17 protein-coding genes and 3 pseudogenes are annotated in these 16,600 nt (G+C 49.1%); 5 read left to right on the forward strand and 15 right to left on the reverse strand.

Going from position 1 to position 16,600, the window contains the following annotated elements; translation table 11 throughout:
• Positions 1-239: 239 nt before the first annotated feature.
• Positions 240-1,053: pseudogene (locus tag BN2373_RS02455) on the forward strand (MATE family efflux transporter); the annotation flags it as partial.
• 307 nt (positions 1,054-1,360) lie between these two features.
• On the opposite strand, the gene BN2373_RS02460 reads toward BN2373_RS02455, so the two are convergent.
• The 6 genes and pseudogenes from BN2373_RS02460 to BN2373_RS02485 all read right to left on the reverse strand — a co-directional run.
• A complete protein-coding gene (locus BN2373_RS02460; protein ID WP_053942600.1) occupies positions 1,361-1,864 on the reverse strand; it encodes a helix-turn-helix domain-containing protein in 504 nt (167 codons plus the stop codon).
• A gap of 143 nt (positions 1,865-2,007) precedes the next feature.
• On the reverse strand, positions 2,008-2,448 hold the full coding sequence (locus tag BN2373_RS07815; protein WP_053942601.1) for a hypothetical protein: 441 nt from the start codon (positions 2,446-2,448) through the stop codon (positions 2,008-2,010).
• Between the two features lie 345 nt (positions 2,449-2,793).
• Positions 2,794-3,066 (reverse strand): GNAT family N-acetyltransferase, encoded by a 273-nt coding sequence (locus tag BN2373_RS02470; RefSeq protein WP_053942602.1) that lies wholly within the window; start codon positions 3,064-3,066, stop codon positions 2,794-2,796.
• A gap of 15 nt (positions 3,067-3,081) precedes the next feature.
• Entirely contained in the window at positions 3,082-4,719 is a 1,638-nt protein-coding gene (gene hcp / locus BN2373_RS02475; RefSeq protein WP_053942603.1) for a hydroxylamine reductase, read from the reverse strand.
• A gap of 12 nt (positions 4,720-4,731) precedes the next feature.
• The gene (locus BN2373_RS02480; RefSeq protein ID WP_053943476.1) at positions 4,732-4,917 is read right to left on the reverse strand and encodes a ferredoxin; all 186 of its coding nucleotides are present in this window, start codon (positions 4,915-4,917) and stop codon (positions 4,732-4,734) included.
• 21 nt (positions 4,918-4,938) lie between these two features.
• Positions 4,939-5,277: pseudogene (locus BN2373_RS02485) on the reverse strand (cupin domain-containing protein); the annotation flags it as partial.
• Positions 5,278-5,359: 82 nt separating this feature from the next.
• Here BN2373_RS02485 and BN2373_RS02490 point away from each other — a divergent pair.
• Together BN2373_RS02490 and BN2373_RS02495 are read left to right on the forward strand one after the other, a co-directional pair.
• Positions 5,360-6,025: a Crp/Fnr family transcriptional regulator gene (locus BN2373_RS02490; protein WP_053942605.1), complete on the forward strand. Its 666-nt coding sequence runs from the start codon at positions 5,360-5,362 to the stop codon at positions 6,023-6,025.
• A complete protein-coding gene (locus tag BN2373_RS02495; protein WP_053942606.1) occupies positions 6,025-6,393 on the forward strand; it encodes a DUF488 domain-containing protein in 369 nt (122 codons plus the stop codon). Before BN2373_RS02490 ends, BN2373_RS02495 begins: the two co-directional genes overlap by 1 nt.
• A 76-nt stretch (positions 6,394-6,469) precedes the next feature.
• On the opposite strand, the gene BN2373_RS02500 is transcribed toward BN2373_RS02495, so the two are convergent.
• Complete coding sequence (locus BN2373_RS02500) at positions 6,470-7,648, reverse strand: DUF438 domain-containing protein (RefSeq protein WP_053942607.1); 1,179 nt, start codon at positions 7,646-7,648, stop codon at positions 6,470-6,472.
• A 388-nt stretch (positions 7,649-8,036) separates the two neighbouring features.
• Entirely contained in the window at positions 8,037-8,849 is an 813-nt protein-coding gene (locus BN2373_RS02505; protein WP_053942608.1) for a hypothetical protein, read from the reverse strand.
• A 616-nt stretch (positions 8,850-9,465) separates the two neighbouring features.
• Between BN2373_RS02505 and BN2373_RS02510 the strand changes: the two genes are divergently transcribed.
• On the forward strand, positions 9,466-10,203 hold the full coding sequence (locus tag BN2373_RS02510) for a TatD family hydrolase (RefSeq protein ID WP_053942609.1): 738 nt from the start codon (positions 9,466-9,468) through the stop codon (positions 10,201-10,203).
• A gap of 69 nt (positions 10,204-10,272) precedes the next feature.
• On the opposite strand, the gene BN2373_RS02515 is transcribed toward BN2373_RS02510, so the two are convergent.
• Positions 10,273-10,782: a hypothetical protein gene (locus BN2373_RS02515; protein WP_053942610.1), complete on the reverse strand. Its 510-nt coding sequence runs from the start codon at positions 10,780-10,782 to the stop codon at positions 10,273-10,275.
• Positions 10,783-11,040: 258 nt separating this feature from the next.
• Here BN2373_RS02515 and BN2373_RS02520 point away from each other — a divergent pair, with 258 nt between their 5' ends.
• Entirely contained in the window at positions 11,041-11,718 is a 678-nt protein-coding gene (locus BN2373_RS02520) for a recombinase zinc ribbon domain-containing protein (protein WP_053942611.1), read from the forward strand.
• 55 nt (positions 11,719-11,773) lie between these two features.
• Here BN2373_RS02520 and BN2373_RS02525 read toward each other — a convergent pair whose 3' ends face one another.
• The 6 genes and pseudogenes from BN2373_RS02525 to BN2373_RS02550 all read right to left on the reverse strand — a co-directional run bounded on the left by BN2373_RS02525 (position 11,774) and on the right by BN2373_RS02550 (position 16,396).
• Positions 11,774-12,673, reverse strand: a complete 900-nt coding sequence (locus tag BN2373_RS02525; RefSeq protein WP_053942612.1) for an acyltransferase domain-containing protein — start codon at positions 12,671-12,673, stop codon at positions 11,774-11,776.
• Between the two features lie 168 nt (positions 12,674-12,841).
• Positions 12,842-13,027, reverse strand: coding sequence for a hypothetical protein (locus BN2373_RS02530; protein WP_019133743.1), 186 nt, complete (start codon positions 13,025-13,027; stop codon positions 12,842-12,844).
• 34 nt (positions 13,028-13,061) lie between these two features.
• A pseudogene (locus tag BN2373_RS02535) lies at positions 13,062-13,547 on the reverse strand (type I restriction-modification system subunit M N-terminal domain-containing protein); the annotation flags it as partial.
• Between the two features lie 274 nt (positions 13,548-13,821).
• Positions 13,822-14,571, reverse strand: coding sequence for an ATP-binding cassette domain-containing protein (locus BN2373_RS02540; RefSeq protein ID WP_053942614.1), 750 nt, complete (start codon positions 14,569-14,571; stop codon positions 13,822-13,824).
• Complete coding sequence (locus BN2373_RS02545; protein WP_053942615.1) at positions 14,568-15,635, reverse strand: ABC transporter substrate-binding protein; 1,068 nt, start codon at positions 15,633-15,635, stop codon at positions 14,568-14,570. Before BN2373_RS02545 ends, BN2373_RS02540 begins: the two co-directional genes overlap by 4 nt.
• Positions 15,632-16,396: an ABC transporter permease gene (locus tag BN2373_RS02550; RefSeq protein ID WP_053942616.1), complete on the reverse strand. Its 765-nt coding sequence runs from the start codon at positions 16,394-16,396 to the stop codon at positions 15,632-15,634. The genes BN2373_RS02545 and BN2373_RS02550 overlap by 4 nt, the downstream gene beginning before the upstream one ends.
• Positions 16,397-16,600 lie beyond the last annotated feature (204 nt).

Here is a 16,600-nt window from a genome sequence, read left to right on the forward strand (position 1 = left end):
AAGCACACAAATGATAAAATCATCATATTATATAAAGTTATTAAGATACATCAAAATCCCCTTGGTATCAAGAAATTTTTTTGCCATAGTACTTACTGTGTCTTAACTGTTTAGACATATGTTACACATTCAACGCAGGGCTCTGACATACTTAGCTTTTTTCCGGTGATTCTTTTCCAGGTGCTTCTTTTTCGACTGGTCAAGGGCAAAGAGCGACCAAAGGGCCCCTTTTTCCTGCCATGATCACCTTCGCCCTCCCCATGATTTTCGGGAACCTCCTCCAGCAGTGCTACAACCTGGCGGATACCCTGATCGTCGGGCAGTTTCTTGGAAAGGAGACCCTGGCAGCGGTGGGGTCCTCATTCACCCTCATGACCTTCTTGACTTCCATCCTCTTGGGCCTCTGCATGGGGAGCGGGGCCCTCTTCTCCATCCGTTTCGGCCAAGGGGATGAGGGGGGCCTGGAGGAAAGCCTCCGCGCCTCCTTCCTCCTCATCGCCATGGCCAGTCTGGTCCTGAACGTCCTGACCTTCGTCTTTCTGGATGCCATCGAAGGCTTCCTCCAGGTCCCACCCGAAGTCTGGGGGATGATGCGGGACTACCTGGCCGTCATCTACCTCGGCATCACCGCTACCTTCCTCTACAATTTCTTTACTTCCTTCCTCCGGGCCATAGGGAATTCCGTCGTCCCCCTGGTCTTCCTGGCCATCTCCTCCGTCCTGAACATTGTCCTCGATTTCTGGTTTGTCCTAGGCCTGGGCCGAGGCGTGGCCGGAGCAGCGGAGGCCACCGTCATCGCCCAATTCGTCTCCGGCATTGGCATCGGAGCATATGCCTGGATCTGCCCCCCAGGTCCGCCGGCTCTTCCGGTGAGGCCCCATCTTCCGAGATGCCATCCGGGAGGTCGCCGCCTTCGCCGTCGGGGTCAAGATCGATGCCTTTACCTATATGCCCGTCCAGGACTTCGGCAACGCCTTCTCCACCTTCATCGCCCAAAATTATGGGGCAAAAAAAGAAGACCGAATCCGCCGCGGCCTGAAGGGGGCCGTTGTCCAAGATGGCACCCGCTACCTTCGAATCGAGAGCACATTCTACGCCTGCATCGACCGGGCCAGACTCCAGGCCCTCCGCATGGAGCATAAGCATGCCTAGCGGAAGAATCAATACTCAGGTCACCAGGACGATCGGAATCTTCTTCATCCAAGGGCCAAACTTGCCCCTATTTCTGATAGGTTTTCTTCTATCCGTCTTTTCTGTTTTTTCAGCATAGAACCTCCTCATCTACAGAATAAACATCATGGCATTTATCATTTAGCGTTCTGGTATAGCAGGTTTCTGTTGATTTTACTTGAAGCGAGGATCATTTTCGCGTCCGAATGATCCCAATAACCGAAAGAATAAAAGCGATAGGGGCAATGCGGGCAAAAGCCCATTCAAAGGAATGATAAGCAGTCCCAAGAACCGCTGTTTCCGGATCGCCATAGTCCCAATTCAAATATGGACTTTTAAGGAAGAGTAAGATCAGGCTAATGACCAGGATCATCAAGGCCAAAGCAATAAAAAGACCATGAATCCGCTTTCTCTTTTTTTCATTTTCCTCAGAGAGCTTAAAATTGATCACTTCTAATTTTTTAGCAAGGATATTCAGCTCATCCACCTCTGCTTTTATCATACTTTCCCCCAGCAAGCTGCTAACCGGTGTTTCAAGTGCTTTGGATAGGGCAATCAACATTTCCGAATCCGGCACAGAAAGCCCTTGCTCCCATTTAGACACTGTCTGTCGCACCACATACACTTTGCCGGCAAGTTCCTCCTGAGAAAGTCCCTTTTCTTTTCGTATTCTTTTGATATTCTCACTTAGCATAGCTGAATCCTCCTTTTATAGTCAGAATACCGCCATTGTGTCCATTGCCACAAGCAACGAAAAGTAACATGAGGATGGATGGGGCTTATCAGGCTTGTCCACAGAAAGCGCCGGTCCAAATAGGCATTGGCTACCGCCAAAAATCATTTCATCAAATCATTCTCTTCTAACTTCAGCAATTGGTAAAAATCATCAAAGTTGTCCGGATAGTCGTTGGAGCCACCTTTTTCCACCGCTTTATGACCATTGGAAAAACAGATCTCCAAGCTCCAGGAGTATCCATCCAAAACATTCCAATTGTCGTAGCGCTCCTCCCACTCGCCAACATGTAGGGCGGTCAGAGCTTCGAAAAAATCTTTTTTCATACCGGGAAATTCCTGAGTAAATGGCTTTACCTCATTCTGAAAGACATAGGAATAATCGACATCCAGAAAGAGATCTTCCCCTTTGAAGGTGATCTTCCTCGTCTCATACCCAACAAACCATTCACCATAAGTAAATTTAATTTCTTTAATGAAGGGAATACTCTCCTCAAAAGATTGGATCCCTTTTTTCCGCCCGTTTAGCCCAGGATTCGTCATCATCTAGCCTCCTTTCGCTTTTTATACCAACCGACTCCCCTTTATTTTATGATTTTATCAAATGAAAACCAGGATTTGTCGCAACCGTAGTGGTGGTTTGGCTTTTTTGGGCGAATCAACACTACCATGAGCCCCCCTTCTCCCCGCCTCAATAGTGGTGGTTTGGGCTTTTTCGGCAAATCAACACTATCTTGAGCCGTCTTTCTCTCTGCCAAAGTAGTGGTGGTTTGGACTTTTTCGTCGAATCAACACTTCCTTTGGGCATAAAAAATAGTGTTGGTCTGGCCTTTTTCGCCAAACCAACACTATCCCGAAGCCGAAACACTAGTGGCGGTCTTCTCGATTTCCCTAAACCACCACGTCCGCATAGTCCGGATGCGTGGAAAACCACTTGATAGCATAGGAGCAGGATAGCTCCGCTTTCATCCCCTCATCGCGGAGCCGGTCAGCCAGTTTCTGGGTGATTTTCCCCGCAATGCCTTGACCGCCATAAGAAGGATCCACCTCCGTATGAAGGATGTTGACGACACCGGGGCGGATCACCGGGTGGTCAATCCGTGCAATCTCTCTGCCGGACTCATCTTCCAGCCAGGTTTTTTCATCGTTATTCTTAAAAATCATGATAGATGCTCCTTTTTAGCCGATCAAGACCTCCAGATCCTCATCGACCGTCCTTATCCCTGCTAACCCGAAATTCTCTACCAGGACCTTGGCTACATTGGGAGATAAGAAGGCGGGAAGTGTGGGTCCCAGATGGATATTCTTTACCCCTAGGGAAAGAAGGGCCAAGAGTACGATCACGGCCTTCTGCTCATACCATGCAATATTAAAGGCCAGCGGCAGATCATTGATATCCTCAAGTTCAAAGATCTCCTTCAACTTGAGAGCAATCAACGCCAATGAATAAGAATCGTTGCATTGCCCCGCATCCAAAACTCTTGGAATGCCGTCGATATCACCCAGGTTCAACTTATTATATCTATACTTTGCACAACCGGCGGTAAGAATAACCACATCCTTAGGAAGGGCCTTCGCAAACTCCGTATAATAGTCACGGCCCTTCTGTCTCCCGTCGCAACCCGCCATGACAACAAACTTGCGAATGGCTCCTGATTTCACGGCATTGACAATGGGTTCCGCCAGAGCAAACACCTGGTTATGGGCGAATCCACCGGTAATCGTTCCGGTCTCGATCTCGGTTGGGGCCGGACAAGCTTTTGCTTGTTCAATGATCGCAGAAAAATCTTTTTCTTGCCCATATTCTCCCGGGATATGTCTACAGCCCGGATATCCCGCTGATCCTGTCGTCCACAGACGGTCTTTATAGCTCTCTTTTGGCGGTACGATGCAGTTGGTGGTCATCAGAATAGGGCCATTGAAGCTTTCAAATTCATCCTTCTGTTTCCACCATGCGTTACCATAGTTGCCGGCAAAATGAGGATATTTCTTGAATGCCGGATAGTATTGGGCCGGCAGCATCTCGGAGTGCGTATAGACATCGACACCACTACCCTTCGTCTGTTCCAAAAGCATCTCCAGATCGCGAAGATCATGGCCGGAAATTAAAATAGCGGGATTCTTTCGGACCCCGAGATCAACGCTTGTGATCTCCGGGTTGCCATAAGTTTCGGTATTGGCTTTATCCAAGAGAGCCATACCCTCCACACCGAATTTCCCTGTTTCAAGTGTCAAAGCAACCAGTTCATCGAGCGAAAGAGAATCATCCTGAACCTTGGTTAAGGCCTCCTGGATAAAGGCATCAACCTCTTCATTGTCATGATTGAGTGTGTTCGCATGTTTGGAGTAGGCGGCCAGACCCTTCAATCCATAAGTGATGAGCTCCCGAAGGCTGCGAACATCCTCATCCTTCGTCGAAAGAACACCCACTGTTCCTGCTTTTCCTTCAAACTCCTCTTCACTGCCATTCCAAAGCGCCGCCTCAGTCAATCCTTCCTTGTGGTCAAGCCGGCCAAGCTGGTCTTCCTTCGCTTTCAGCGTTTTCTTAATCGCTGCAATAATTGCCTCACGGTCAAAATTTGCATTCGTGATCGTCATAAAGAGATTCATTGTGACAAGGTGATTGACCTCTTTTGCGATTTCCTTCCCCTCATGACGGAGACCTGTCGTTACTGCAGAAAGCCCTTTTGTCACATAGACCAGAAGATCTTGCATGGCTGCTACTTCCGGCTTCTTCCCGCAAACTCCTGAAATTGTGCATCGTTTGCAACCTGCTGTTTCCTGACACTGGAAACAGAACATCTTCGTTTCTGCCATAGCCTATCCTCCTTATTCTTCCTCTATCACTCCAACCGGACATCCGTCCATCGCTTCTGCCGCTGCTTCTTCGAAATCAGCAGGAACATCACTTTCGATCGCCTTTGCCACACCTTCATCTGTCATGAAAAAAACTTCCGGGCAGGTTCCCTCGCAGAGTCCACATCCGATGCATCCTTCATTGACTCTATACTTCATTGTCATCAACCTCTCTTTCTCTTAATCCAATGTAAGAAGAAGTGCCATCTTAAACTGTTTTGTCGCTTTTACTGAGTGCAGATCGGCTTTCGCAAAGTGGAAATTCTCGCCCGCCTTGATCGTATGGTCTTGTCCCTCATAGCTAATCACGGCGTCACCTTCCAAAGCGAAGACAATGGCATCGCCTGGCGCGGCGTGTTCCGGAAGTTCCGATCCTGCATCAAAGGCCATTAGAATAAACTTCACCTTATCATCGTCCACCACATTCACCTTGGTGACTTTGCCTTCTGTATAAGAAACAAGATTTGCCAATTTGAAAACTTCGCCTGCTTTGATTACATTGTTCATCCTACCCTCCTTCGACTTCTTTTGATTTCCTACTTCGATCATACTATAATTATTACAACTAGTATGTTGTCATGGCAACGTATCGGAGGTTTTTATGAATACTTCTTTCCTAGCAAACACTCTCATCTTCAGGGGGATCACCGAAGACGAGATCTCCGTCTTGCTCACCTGCTTGGGTGCACAGGAGCGGACATTCCAAAAAGATGAAGTCATCTTCCGGGCCGGCTCATCAATCAGCGAGATCGGCCTTATAGAATCCGGCAGCGTCAATATCGTGGTGAATTTTTATTGGGGGAACAGCAATATTTTTGGCCATGTAAGTAAGGGACAAATCTTTGGAGAAAACTATGCGGCGATCCCCGGCAAGGACCTCATCTGCGATGTTATTGCCTGTGAAGAGACCCGGGTTCTTTTTCTCAATATGCAAAAGCTCCTTACCCCATGCCAGCGGGCATGCGCCTTCCACACCCGGCTCGTTAAGAATATGCTTCGGATTTCCGCCCAGAAAAATCTGAATCTTTCTAGACGGATGATGCACACGGCTTCTTACTCCCTGCGGGAGAGGCTCCTGTCCTACTTGTCCGAACAAGCGCTGGAAGCCGGAAGTGCCCACTTCACCATCCCCTACAATCGCCAGCAACTTGCTGACTACCTTGCCGTTAATCGGAGTTCGATGTCCAAGGAACTCTCCAAAATGCAGGAAGACGGATTGATCACCTACCGTAAGAATGAATTTACTTTAAAGGGAGGCTATGCATAATGAATAAAATATCGTGTAAACGCATCTATGAGGCATACGAAGAAACAGACGGTTTTCGTATTCTTGTGGATCGACTATGGCCGCGAGGCGTCAAAAAGGAAAAGGCTAACATTGATTTGTGGGCTAAGGAGATTGCTCCATCTAACGAACTCCGAAAATGGTTTTCTCATATTCCCGAAAAATATGCTGCATTTCATGAACGCTACAGAAAAGAATTAGCTGACAACCCGACTTCGGAGGAATTTAAAGATCTATGCCTACAAAAGATACAAGAAAGTGCAATAACTCTTCTTTATTCGGCAAAAAATGAGCAGTGTAATCACGCTCTTGTTCTCAAAGAATGGTTGATGGAACAAATGCGTGGATAAAAGAAACAGGAGGGTCATCCCAATCATAGCGGATAGCCCTCCCTATTCTCTACAATTCTATAGTATTTGAACAGGTTTACACCTCGTCTCCAAGAAAGTGTTCCTTGGCAAATTCCATATCCTGGACCAGCTCCACCGTCCCTAAATACTTGCCGTCCCTATCCCGGACGGCCATATATTTGACTAGCATGGTGCGGCCGCCCTTCTCCATCCAAACAGACACTTCGTCGCGGCGTTTATTCCTGAAATCCTCAATGATCTTCCGCACCATCGGCTCAATCTTGGGCGGATGGCAGGAGAAGACATTGCGGTCAATCGCCATAGCGGGTCGTTTGAATACCTTGGGCCCCTCATTGAAGAAGCGGTTGATGTTATCCGCATCGACAAAAGAAATCTCCAGCGGGATCGTATTCAGAAGGGCCGTCAGCTGGGCGACTGTCAGATGCCCACCCGGCATGACAACTTCACCCTCTCCGCCAGCCGCTATGGGGACCTCTGCCTTTTCGGCCTCTTGCCAATTCACCTGTCCCACGCCAAAGCAGACGGCATAGTCCTTGGAATCCCGATAAATCCCAACCCATTCCTCTTGTGTGAAATTGGCGGCACAGATGGGAAAGAGAATATTCTGTTCTTTATCAACCATCTCCTCCGCACGATTGAGTACTGTATCCATGCGGCCCTTCCATGCCTCATCATGGTCCCCCTCACCGGAAAGACGACCCAGCTCATCCCGGATCTCATCATCCACCGTCCACATGACATCAGACGGCCCGGATATGCCATACTTCACCTTCAACAAGGGATAGAGGAGGTCCCCCTTCTTAGCATAGTGAATAGAAAGCTGGCGAATCTCGGGAAGAAGGTCCTCCCTCCCTTCCCTATACTCCGCAAGCAGCTTGGATAGTGCCTCATTTTCCTTGGTCAGCGTATATAAAGGATGGCCGATCATCATCTCCATCACCTCAGCATTGACTTTCCGATCTTCTGTCGTGGCCCCATGGAAAAGCGCCGCATGGACATCGCAAAGCTTCTGGACCTCGGTAAGCGGAGTTCCCTCCTCCAGCAACTCCTGCTCCGCCTGCATTATCTCAGCCGCTTCCACCTCCCCGAACTCATGGGCAAAATCCGCCCGCACCGCCTCCAGTGCTTCCCCTTGGCCAAGCCTCTTCAAATAACCCTTGAGTTGGTCCGTCCGACTGTTGCTAGGCTTGCCGCTTGCCCGTTCTTTATCGTTGAAATCAAACTTCTTTGTCATCGTAATCACTCCTTTCCTTGTTTGTATTTAGCTTAGCCCTATCTCAGAACAATATCTGTTGTTATAGCAACACACTTGTGCGAATCGGCATGTTTTTTGCCGCCGTAGTAGTGGTGGCTTGGCGTTTTTGACGAATCAACACTATGTTTTTGGCGGCCCAATAGTGGTGGTTTAGCTGTTTTCAGCAAATCAACACTACTATGAGCCGCCACTCCCTCCGCCAAAGTAGTGGTGGTTTGGGCTTTTTTGTTGAATCAACACGAACATGAGCCAAAAAAAATAGTGTTGGTTTGGCGATTTCACTAAATCAACACTACTTATCCCTCGCCACAGTAGTGTTGGATTACCATTTTTCCCCAAACCACTACTATTCTTGGACAAGCCCCCCTCACCCCGGCCATTTCAATCGCTCTTCAACAGTTTGCCGGACCAGGTCAAAATCGATATATACCTCGCTGGATTCAAAGGAAACCAACAAGCGTTCACCCAGGCGATAGCCCGATCTTCCGTAAAGCTTTATTTTCTCCAGGGCCCGATTCATATAGCCCACATCATCCATCAGGCCAAAATGCTCCCAATAAACTTCCTCCAAGCTCCTGGGGTCCAGGAAGGTGAAATCCGGATAGAGAATGCGACCACCCCTCAACCGCAATGGACACTCATATTTATACGGCACCCCGGCATCATAAAAAAGATCCGCCAAAATCTTTTCCGATTTGGACCGGACAATTTCCCCAAGCTTCGTCACAATGGAACGAGAACTTTTGGGCATGGGGTTAGGTGAGTAGGCCTCATCCATCCATTGAGCCAAGCGGTCTTTTTTCGTCATCATCACCGGATGAATAAGCTCCTTTCGCGCATCCGGTAAGTCATCATAGAGCTTTCCGATATCCTCCTCATGAATTCTCCGCCCCAGCTCCTCCATCAAAGGAAGACAGCGATCGATGGCGCACTGTACTTTCCTGTAATAGGCCTTTTGTGCCAGCTCCTTCGCCAGTCCCAGTTGTTCTTTCCGAAGATATTTTCGCACTGTCTTTCCCTGGTTCCGGTCATAGACACAGGAATAATAACGCCTAGCTGTCCCGCTTTGCCGCATTTCCAACCAGCCCTCCATGGCCATTATCGACTGGTTCTCAATGAAACTTTGTACCGAACGATATTGCTTCGTCCTTTTTATTAATTCATTCTCCAGGTTCGACATACTCTTTCTCCTCCTCATAAACTCAGCTAACGCTGGTGATGAGTAAAGTATAAAAGAGGGCGACCTCCTGCTCTGTCCCTGGATGTTTCCCTTTTCCCTCTCCGTATCTCAATTTAAGGTTTTCGGCGAACCATTGCAGTGATTCTTCCGTCTAAGTAGTGGTGGTTTGACTTTTTCGGCAAATCACCACTATCTTTTGACGAATAAAATAGTGGTGATTTCCCATTTTTCCTTAAACCACCACTATGACCCGCAGGTACATCCCCTTAAAACCATCCCATATTTTCCTCATTCCATAAAAAACCGCCAAGAGAAAAACTCTTTGGTGGTCGTTACCTTTTTCTATGGTAGCCTTGGCCTAGCATCTCCCTTTTCCTGACCATCAAAGATAATGTTGTCCAATGAAACCTTGGCTCCATCTGCGATGTACTGTCGTTGATCAGTGATATTCTCATCGATAAACTTTCAGGGAAAATATCAACCCCTTCCTGTAAAATAAGAAGGGGCTAATGATATTGGTCTGCAAATACGCATTTCAAAGGCTGAATGGCTGATAAAAGCAGACGATCTATGGCAAATATCTTCGCCGCCCCCACTCACACGAAAGGAAGACAGCATGCTCATCAATGCACATGACCATATGGAGTCCTACGGAGATCAGCTCCCCCGGGCCCTGAATATTATTGAAGAGAAGGAGATCCTGACCCTTGGGGTTTCCATGGATACCGCCTCCTATGACTGGCTGAAGGACCTGGCCCGGGACCATCCCCTGATCAAGAAGGGCTTTGGAATCCACCCCTGGATGGTCCGGCCCGACACCAGTCTGGAGGGCTTGGAACCCTACTTTGACGACTGCGATTTCATCGGAGAGATTGGCCTGGACCGGGTTTGGGCGCCGCCGGAGAGCCGGCTTCCGGACCAGGTCCGGGTCCTCCGCTTTTTCCTGGATGAGGCGAAGGAAAGATCCCTGACCGTCAACCTTCACACCAAGGGATGTGAGAAGGAGGTCCTGGATGAGGTCCGAAGGGCGGACGTCCCTGCCCACCTCATCCACTGGTACAGCGGACCCCTGGACTTGGTCCCTGCCTACCTGGACCTGGGGGCCTACTTCACCATCAGCTCGGACTTTATGGATTCTCCGCTGACCAGGGACCTGGTGGCCATGGTCCCCATGGACCGGATCCTGACGGAAACGGATGGGCCCGGATCCCTGGAGTGGGTCCGAGGGGAATATGGCTGGCCCGACTTGGTGGAGGACATCCTGGACTTCCTGGCCAAGGAGAAGGGGAGGGAGAGGGAGGAAGTGGAGGCGATGGTGGAGGCTAACTTCCAGCGGTGTTTTCAAGGAAGTTAGCGAAATCACGCCCTTACCGAGACGAAGTGATAATAAATAAAGCCGAGCAGGAAGCTTGCTCGGCTTTGTTCACACTCTCTTATTCGTATCAAATGAGTGGTTAGTAAACATCTTTTGAATGAGAATGATGAAGATAACCTCAACAATTCCTATCATTACCACGATTTGGGTTAAATCAGACATTTCACATATTTCATCGGTAATCCATTTCGCCCCGATCATGGCATGATATACCGTAACATATTGTGAAAGATAACCTATGATCGCTGTTAAACTCACAATCACCAGGGCTGTTCTGCTCCCTTTTCTCTGTAAGAAATATTGAGATAGAATATAGATGAATAGCATGATTCCTTCTAGCTTTAGCAAAAATCCCCCTGCATCTTGCACGGAAGCGGTATCCTCTAATATTGCTATAAAAATATTTCCAAACAGGCTTCCACCTAAAAAAAGAATAAGCGAAATCATGATGGTTTTTGCATCTTCTCCGTCCTTGTCTTTTGCATGTTTGACGAGGAAAGGATAAACCAGGCTTGCAAGCCCCAGAATGAAGCAGACAATCAAACTAAAAGATATCATTCTCTCCTCCTTTACTCTGAAATCGTTTGCACTTATAGTATATATAAACAATCTTCTATTTGCAAAGGATTCTCTCTATGTTTATCGACGAAATCCAACCATCTCCCTCATTGAACTCTATGCCAAGCTGAAATTTCAAACGGGCTAGCCCGCCAGTAATGAGGATAGCACACAGGAGATCTCAACTTAGTTTTTTGGTCTTACATCATTTACAAATGTACAAATCACGAGGCCATTATCGATCCGGAGACCTTCGAGATGGTTCAGACCCTGATGGCTACCCGCAAAAAGGGACGGAACCGCAAGAGCTCGGTCAGCATCTTTTCCAGCAAGGTCAAGTGCGGAGATTGCGGCAGCTGGTACGGGCCGAAGGCCTGGCACAGCAACGACGCCTACCGGAAGGTCATCTGTCAGTGCAATCACAAGTTCGATGGTCAAAAATGCACCACCCCGACACTCACCGAGGATGAAATAAAAGAACTGTTCCTCCGGGCCGCCAATCAGGTAATTGACCAGAAGGAACAGTTTATAGCCATATACGAGCAGGTCCTTGCCAAGAGCCTCGATACCACGGCCCTTGAGAGTGAACTTTCGGAGCTGGAAGCTGAAATCAACATCGCTGCCAAGCTCATCGAAGAGTGCATCAAGGAGAACGCTCACGTCGCCCTCGATCAGGCTGAATACCAGAAACGGTACGACGCTCTGGTGGCCCGGTTTGATAAAGCCAAGGCTCGACACACAGAGGTCACAGACCTGATTGCCGAGCGCACGGCCAGAAGGCACCAGATCGAAGCCTACCTGAAAGAGCTACGGAGCCGGGAGCCGCTGACGGAGTTTCGGGAAACAGACTGGCTGGCGATGGTAGACTACATCACCGTTCACAGCAAAAAGGATATCCGGGTGACCTTCAAGGACGGCACCGAGATCAAGGCATAACCTCATAGACGCAGCAACGCCGCTGAACCAAATCGGCTCGGAGGCGTTTTTCTGTTTAGTTGTTATTCCATTTGATAATCCCGCAAGCAAAGCCGAACCAATCCAGATGATCCATGGCCATTTTTTGAAGTGAACTCATCTGTGGCAGCCTCTTGCGTTTTCCGTCGGCAAATAGATTTTCTATCGCTTGCTCGGAATCGTTGCATTCACCAATAATCATAAACAGTTGATAGAATTTCCTGATCCTTGACTCCGGAGAGAGTCTCTTGGCCATTTGCGGATAGAGCAACCAACTATAACACAGGAATGCTTGAAACTGCTTTTTCGGGAATACCCGCATAAAGAAATCCTTCGCATCCTGCAACGACGCTGTTACCCGATCCGACGAAAGATCAGCATTGCGCTGAATATGACAATTGATTACCGGTGCTCCATTTGGTAGCGATAGTTTTTTCTCTTTTGAGAAAGTCATATAGTGCTCGCCAATAGTCTCTTCATCAAGATAAATCATTTCAAAAGGCTGAAATTGCAAAACTCCAACTTTGAACATGTTGACATTCATTAAGTGGCGAAACCAAATGACATCTTCCTTACTTATTCCGACCTTCTCTGTTTTCTGATAATACAGGGTAGCATGAAGCGTAACATCTCTAAAGGTCTCGAAGATAATATCATCAGCAACCCCTATTGCCTTATACTCTCCATACGTCTTCTGTAACAGCCAAGTCACGACTGCAAGTCTTGTAAGAGGCATCCTCTTGCATAGTGGATAATCGAACCCTTCGCCCGAATAGGCGATGCTTGCGATTTCAGCAATATCCGGCTTTTCCAGCTTTTCTTTTACAACCTTCCCAATGTGGTGCGGATATTGCAGTTCATTTAACAACTTTTCCAATGAGAGTGCCTGTTCATTAAACAGGCTGGTGTGTCCTATAACACGGGCTTTTTCTTTCAAATTATGAATCCTCCAGTTTTTTATTGGAGGGTCAAGTTTCGTGGGCCCTCCATACACGATTGTTTTTCATATGTGATCACCCCTTTCGTTGGATTTTAATTGGATTATACCGGAGAAAAATGAACATTTCCACCAGCATAAACATCTTTGCAAGAGATCAGCAGTATGCTATCTCTCTTCAGGCGGGCAGATCTTCGGCAGGATTTCAAGGAAGTGCTGGCCGATCTTCTCTGCATCATAGCCGTTGGCCTCGCAGATGAATCGGACGGTATCCGGCAGCAGCACATGACCCTTTGCTTTTTCAGCTTTGTACTTCTGCCACTCTTCGTATTCTTTATTTGTGATTTGCTTCATCGACACTTTCTCCTATAAAAAACAGCCGGGACACCCCGACTTCATCAAGCGCAGAGTTATTAAATATGCGAAGAAGTTCTGATAAAATCTCATCAGAAAGATCAGTATAGCTTTTAGGAAGCACACCGACTAATTGCTCACTCTGATCCTCAATGAGCTGCATGGCGTTATTGACAACTTCTCCTAAACTATTCATGCTGTGACCGTCTTTATTCAATAGTCCGGCAGCGGAAATATCTTCTGGAAGATTTAGCAAATAATCATACTGTGCTTCTTTAGGAAGAAATAACGCACTCTTGGCCGCAAAGTCACTAGCCTCAACAGGAATAACTCGACCACCACGAGATGGACGTCCTTTTAAGATTTCTGCTTTAACCATCTTGAATCTGCTTAATGCGTAGCGTAGGAAAATCAGTCCAAGCACAGGCATACAATATTGATTTGAAGTTAAATTAGAACCTGCACGTAATAAATTCGCAGATTCCCATAATTCCGATTCAAGTTTTCTTATATTAATCATTTCAATTTTCCTTCGCTATAAATCCCAGAATATTATTGGGCGTACAATGTGAGGTCAAGCAATCGTTTCTTTACTACCATCTAGCATATTACGTTTCCGTAAACATACCGACGAAACTCGTTAAGGAGCTGAGTGCTAAATCATAGAATCACTTTAGGACAATTAATAGCCCACTCAAAAAATAAGAATCGGCGTAACCGGTATTGTACCGATTACGCCGATAATTTTTTGGAATTCAATCTCTAATTGAAGTCCTCCAAAGAGACTCTTTTTCTTACTTCACTGAATACCCCTCCTGGAAGCACGTGATGATCTCGGTCTTTTGGCGGAAGAAGTCCTCTTCCAGCTCCATCCCCTCCTTCTTGACCAGGTTGGGTCGGAAGCGCCGGCTGATGGTGCCGGGCTTTCCCTGGAGGAGGAGGATCTCATCCGCCAGGAGGAGGGCCTCTTCAATATCGTGGGTGATGAAGAGGGTGGTCAAGTGGAAGTGGTCCTTGGCCTCCCGGTACCAGGTGATCAGGTCCTTTTTCGTGACCCCATCAAGGGCGCTGAAGGGCTCATCCAGGAGCATGATCCGGCCCTCGGCCAGGTAGGTCCGGAGGAAGGCGGCCCGTTGACGCATGCCCCCCGAAAGCTGGGCGGGGTAATAGGTCTGGGTCCCCTCCAGGCCGAATTCCCGGAAGTAGGGGTTGGCCTTTTCCCGGGCCTCCTTCTTGGCGATCCCGCGAATCCGGAGGGGGAGGCTGACATTATCCACGATTTTCATGTGGGGTAGGAGGAGGTCCTTTTGGAGCATGTAGCTGAAGTGGCCCGTCTGCCCCAGGATGGACCGGCCATCCAGGAGGATGTCCCCCCGGTCGGGCTGGAGGAAGCCGGCGATCACATTGAAGAGGGTGGACTTGCCCACCCCGCTGTCCCCCAGGAGGGCCAGGGTCTCCCCTTCCTCCAGGTCCAGGGAGATGTCCCGGATGATGGGCCTCCCCTCAAAACTCTTCCCCAGGTCCCTGATCTCCAGGAGGCTCATTTCTGGAATCCAGGGAGGTATTCGTTGGTGAAGCCGAAGTCGGCCGGAATTTCTTTGTCGATCAACTTCTCCTGGTAGAGCCAGGTATAGAAGCGGTTCCAACGGTCCTTATCGATCTGTCCCCAGTAGGGAGCATCGTCGATGTACTTGTCGGCCAGGTATTTCTGACTCTCGACAACCACGTCCTTATCCAACTCCGGTGCGGCTTCGACAAGGATCTCCGCGGCCTTCTCCGGATTTTCGATGGCGTACTTGTAGCCCTTTTCCACCGCCCGGAGGAAGGCCTTGGCGATCTCCGGATGTTCCTTAAGATAGTCGTTGTTGGCGATCAGGGTCGGCGTATAGTAGTCGAAGGTTTCGTTGAAATCCCGGAAGGGGAAGTAGACGGAATCAATGTTCTTCACCTTGGCGGCAATCCCGTCCCAGGCATAGAAGACCCAGATGGCCTGGTAGTCGGATCCTTCCATGGAGAAGATGGATGCGGCGTTCCCGGTAATAATATTCAGCTTGTCCGGATCGCCCCCGTCCTTCTTAATGACGTCCTTGACCATGGCCTGTTCAATGGGCAGGCCCCAGCTGGCATAGGTCTTGCCTTCCAGGTCTTTGGGCTGGTTGACCGGATTTTCCTTTAAGGAAATCAGACCGGAGGTATTGTGCTGGATTAATGCGGCGATGTTGGTCACGGGCAGGGGGTTTTCCCGGGCAAAGGCCGGGCCGATGGTGTCCTGGTAGTCCACGCCGAACTGGGCATTTCCGGCGGCCACCAGGGCGGGAGCGCCGTCCTCCGGCGGTTGGATGATGTCAACTTCCAGACCCTCATCCTTGAAATAACCCAGCTTCTGGGCCACATAGATCCCGGTATGGTTGGTGTTGGGGGTGTAGTCCAAGACGAAGGTCAGCTTGGTCATTTCCTTTTCTTCTCCGCTCGTTTCCTCGGATTGGCTGGATTGGCTTTCGCTCTCACCGGAGGAGGCGGGGGCTTCCTGGCCATCCTTGGACCCGCAGGCCGTAAAGACGACCAATAGGAGGGCCATGAGGAGGTAGCCCAATTTTTTCTTTGTCATGATGACTTCCTTTCTTTTCTTTTCCAGGGCATAACAAGCCCTTCCAGTAGGTTGACCCCGGCCATCAAAAGAAGGCTGAGGGCGGTGATAAAAATGATGATGGCGAACATCTCATCATAGGAATAGGACTTCCTCGCCCGGGTCATATAGACCCCCAGTCCGTCATTGCCGCCCAACCACTCGGCGATGACCGCCCCGACGATGGAGTAGGTCACGGCGATCCGGAGGCCCGAGAAAAAGTGACTCTGGGCAAAGGGGAGCTTGACGTAGCGGAACATCTGGCCGTGACTGGCCCCCATGGAATCGAGAAGCTGGATGTAGTCCGGGTCGATAGCGTGAAATCCATCCAGTAGGCCGATGGTGATGGGGAAGAGGGTGGAGATCACGACAATGATGACTTTAGGCAGGAGGTCGAAGCCGAACCAAATGACGAGAAGGGGGGCGATGGCCACGGTGGGGATAGTCTGGCTGATGATCAGGACCGGATAGAACATGTCATAGAGAAGAGGGAAACGCTCCATGAGGAGGGCAAAGACAAAGCCCAGGCTGACCCCGATGGCCAGGCCGATGGCGGCCTCCAGAAGGGTGGTTCCCGCATGGTGGCGCATGAGGGGCCAATGGTCTACAAAGGAGTGGAAAACATCGATGGGCCCCGGCAGCATGAATTTCCCCATGGGATGGAGGCTGGAAACCAACTGCCAAAGGAGAAGGACCAAGACGATCCCCATGATTGATTTGAAATACTTCCCGGTTTTCTTCATCCCTTTCCTCCATAAAAAAAGTCTCCTCCACAGGGAGAAGACTGGAATCAATCCATTTCACGTCGGCCTACGCTGGCATTACCCAGGTCAGGTTGCGGGTCCGGTCCTACCGTTCTCAGCAAAAGCTCCCCTACGCTCATTCAGTTCAACTAAGACTACCATGGTCGGGGGGCCCTTGTCAACGCAAGGGGCCGACATGAGCCC

Origin of the sequence: Kallipyga gabonensis, from assembly GCF_001286805.1 — a bacterium.
GTDB lineage: Bacteria > Bacillota > Clostridia > Tissierellales > Peptoniphilaceae > Kallipyga > Kallipyga gabonensis.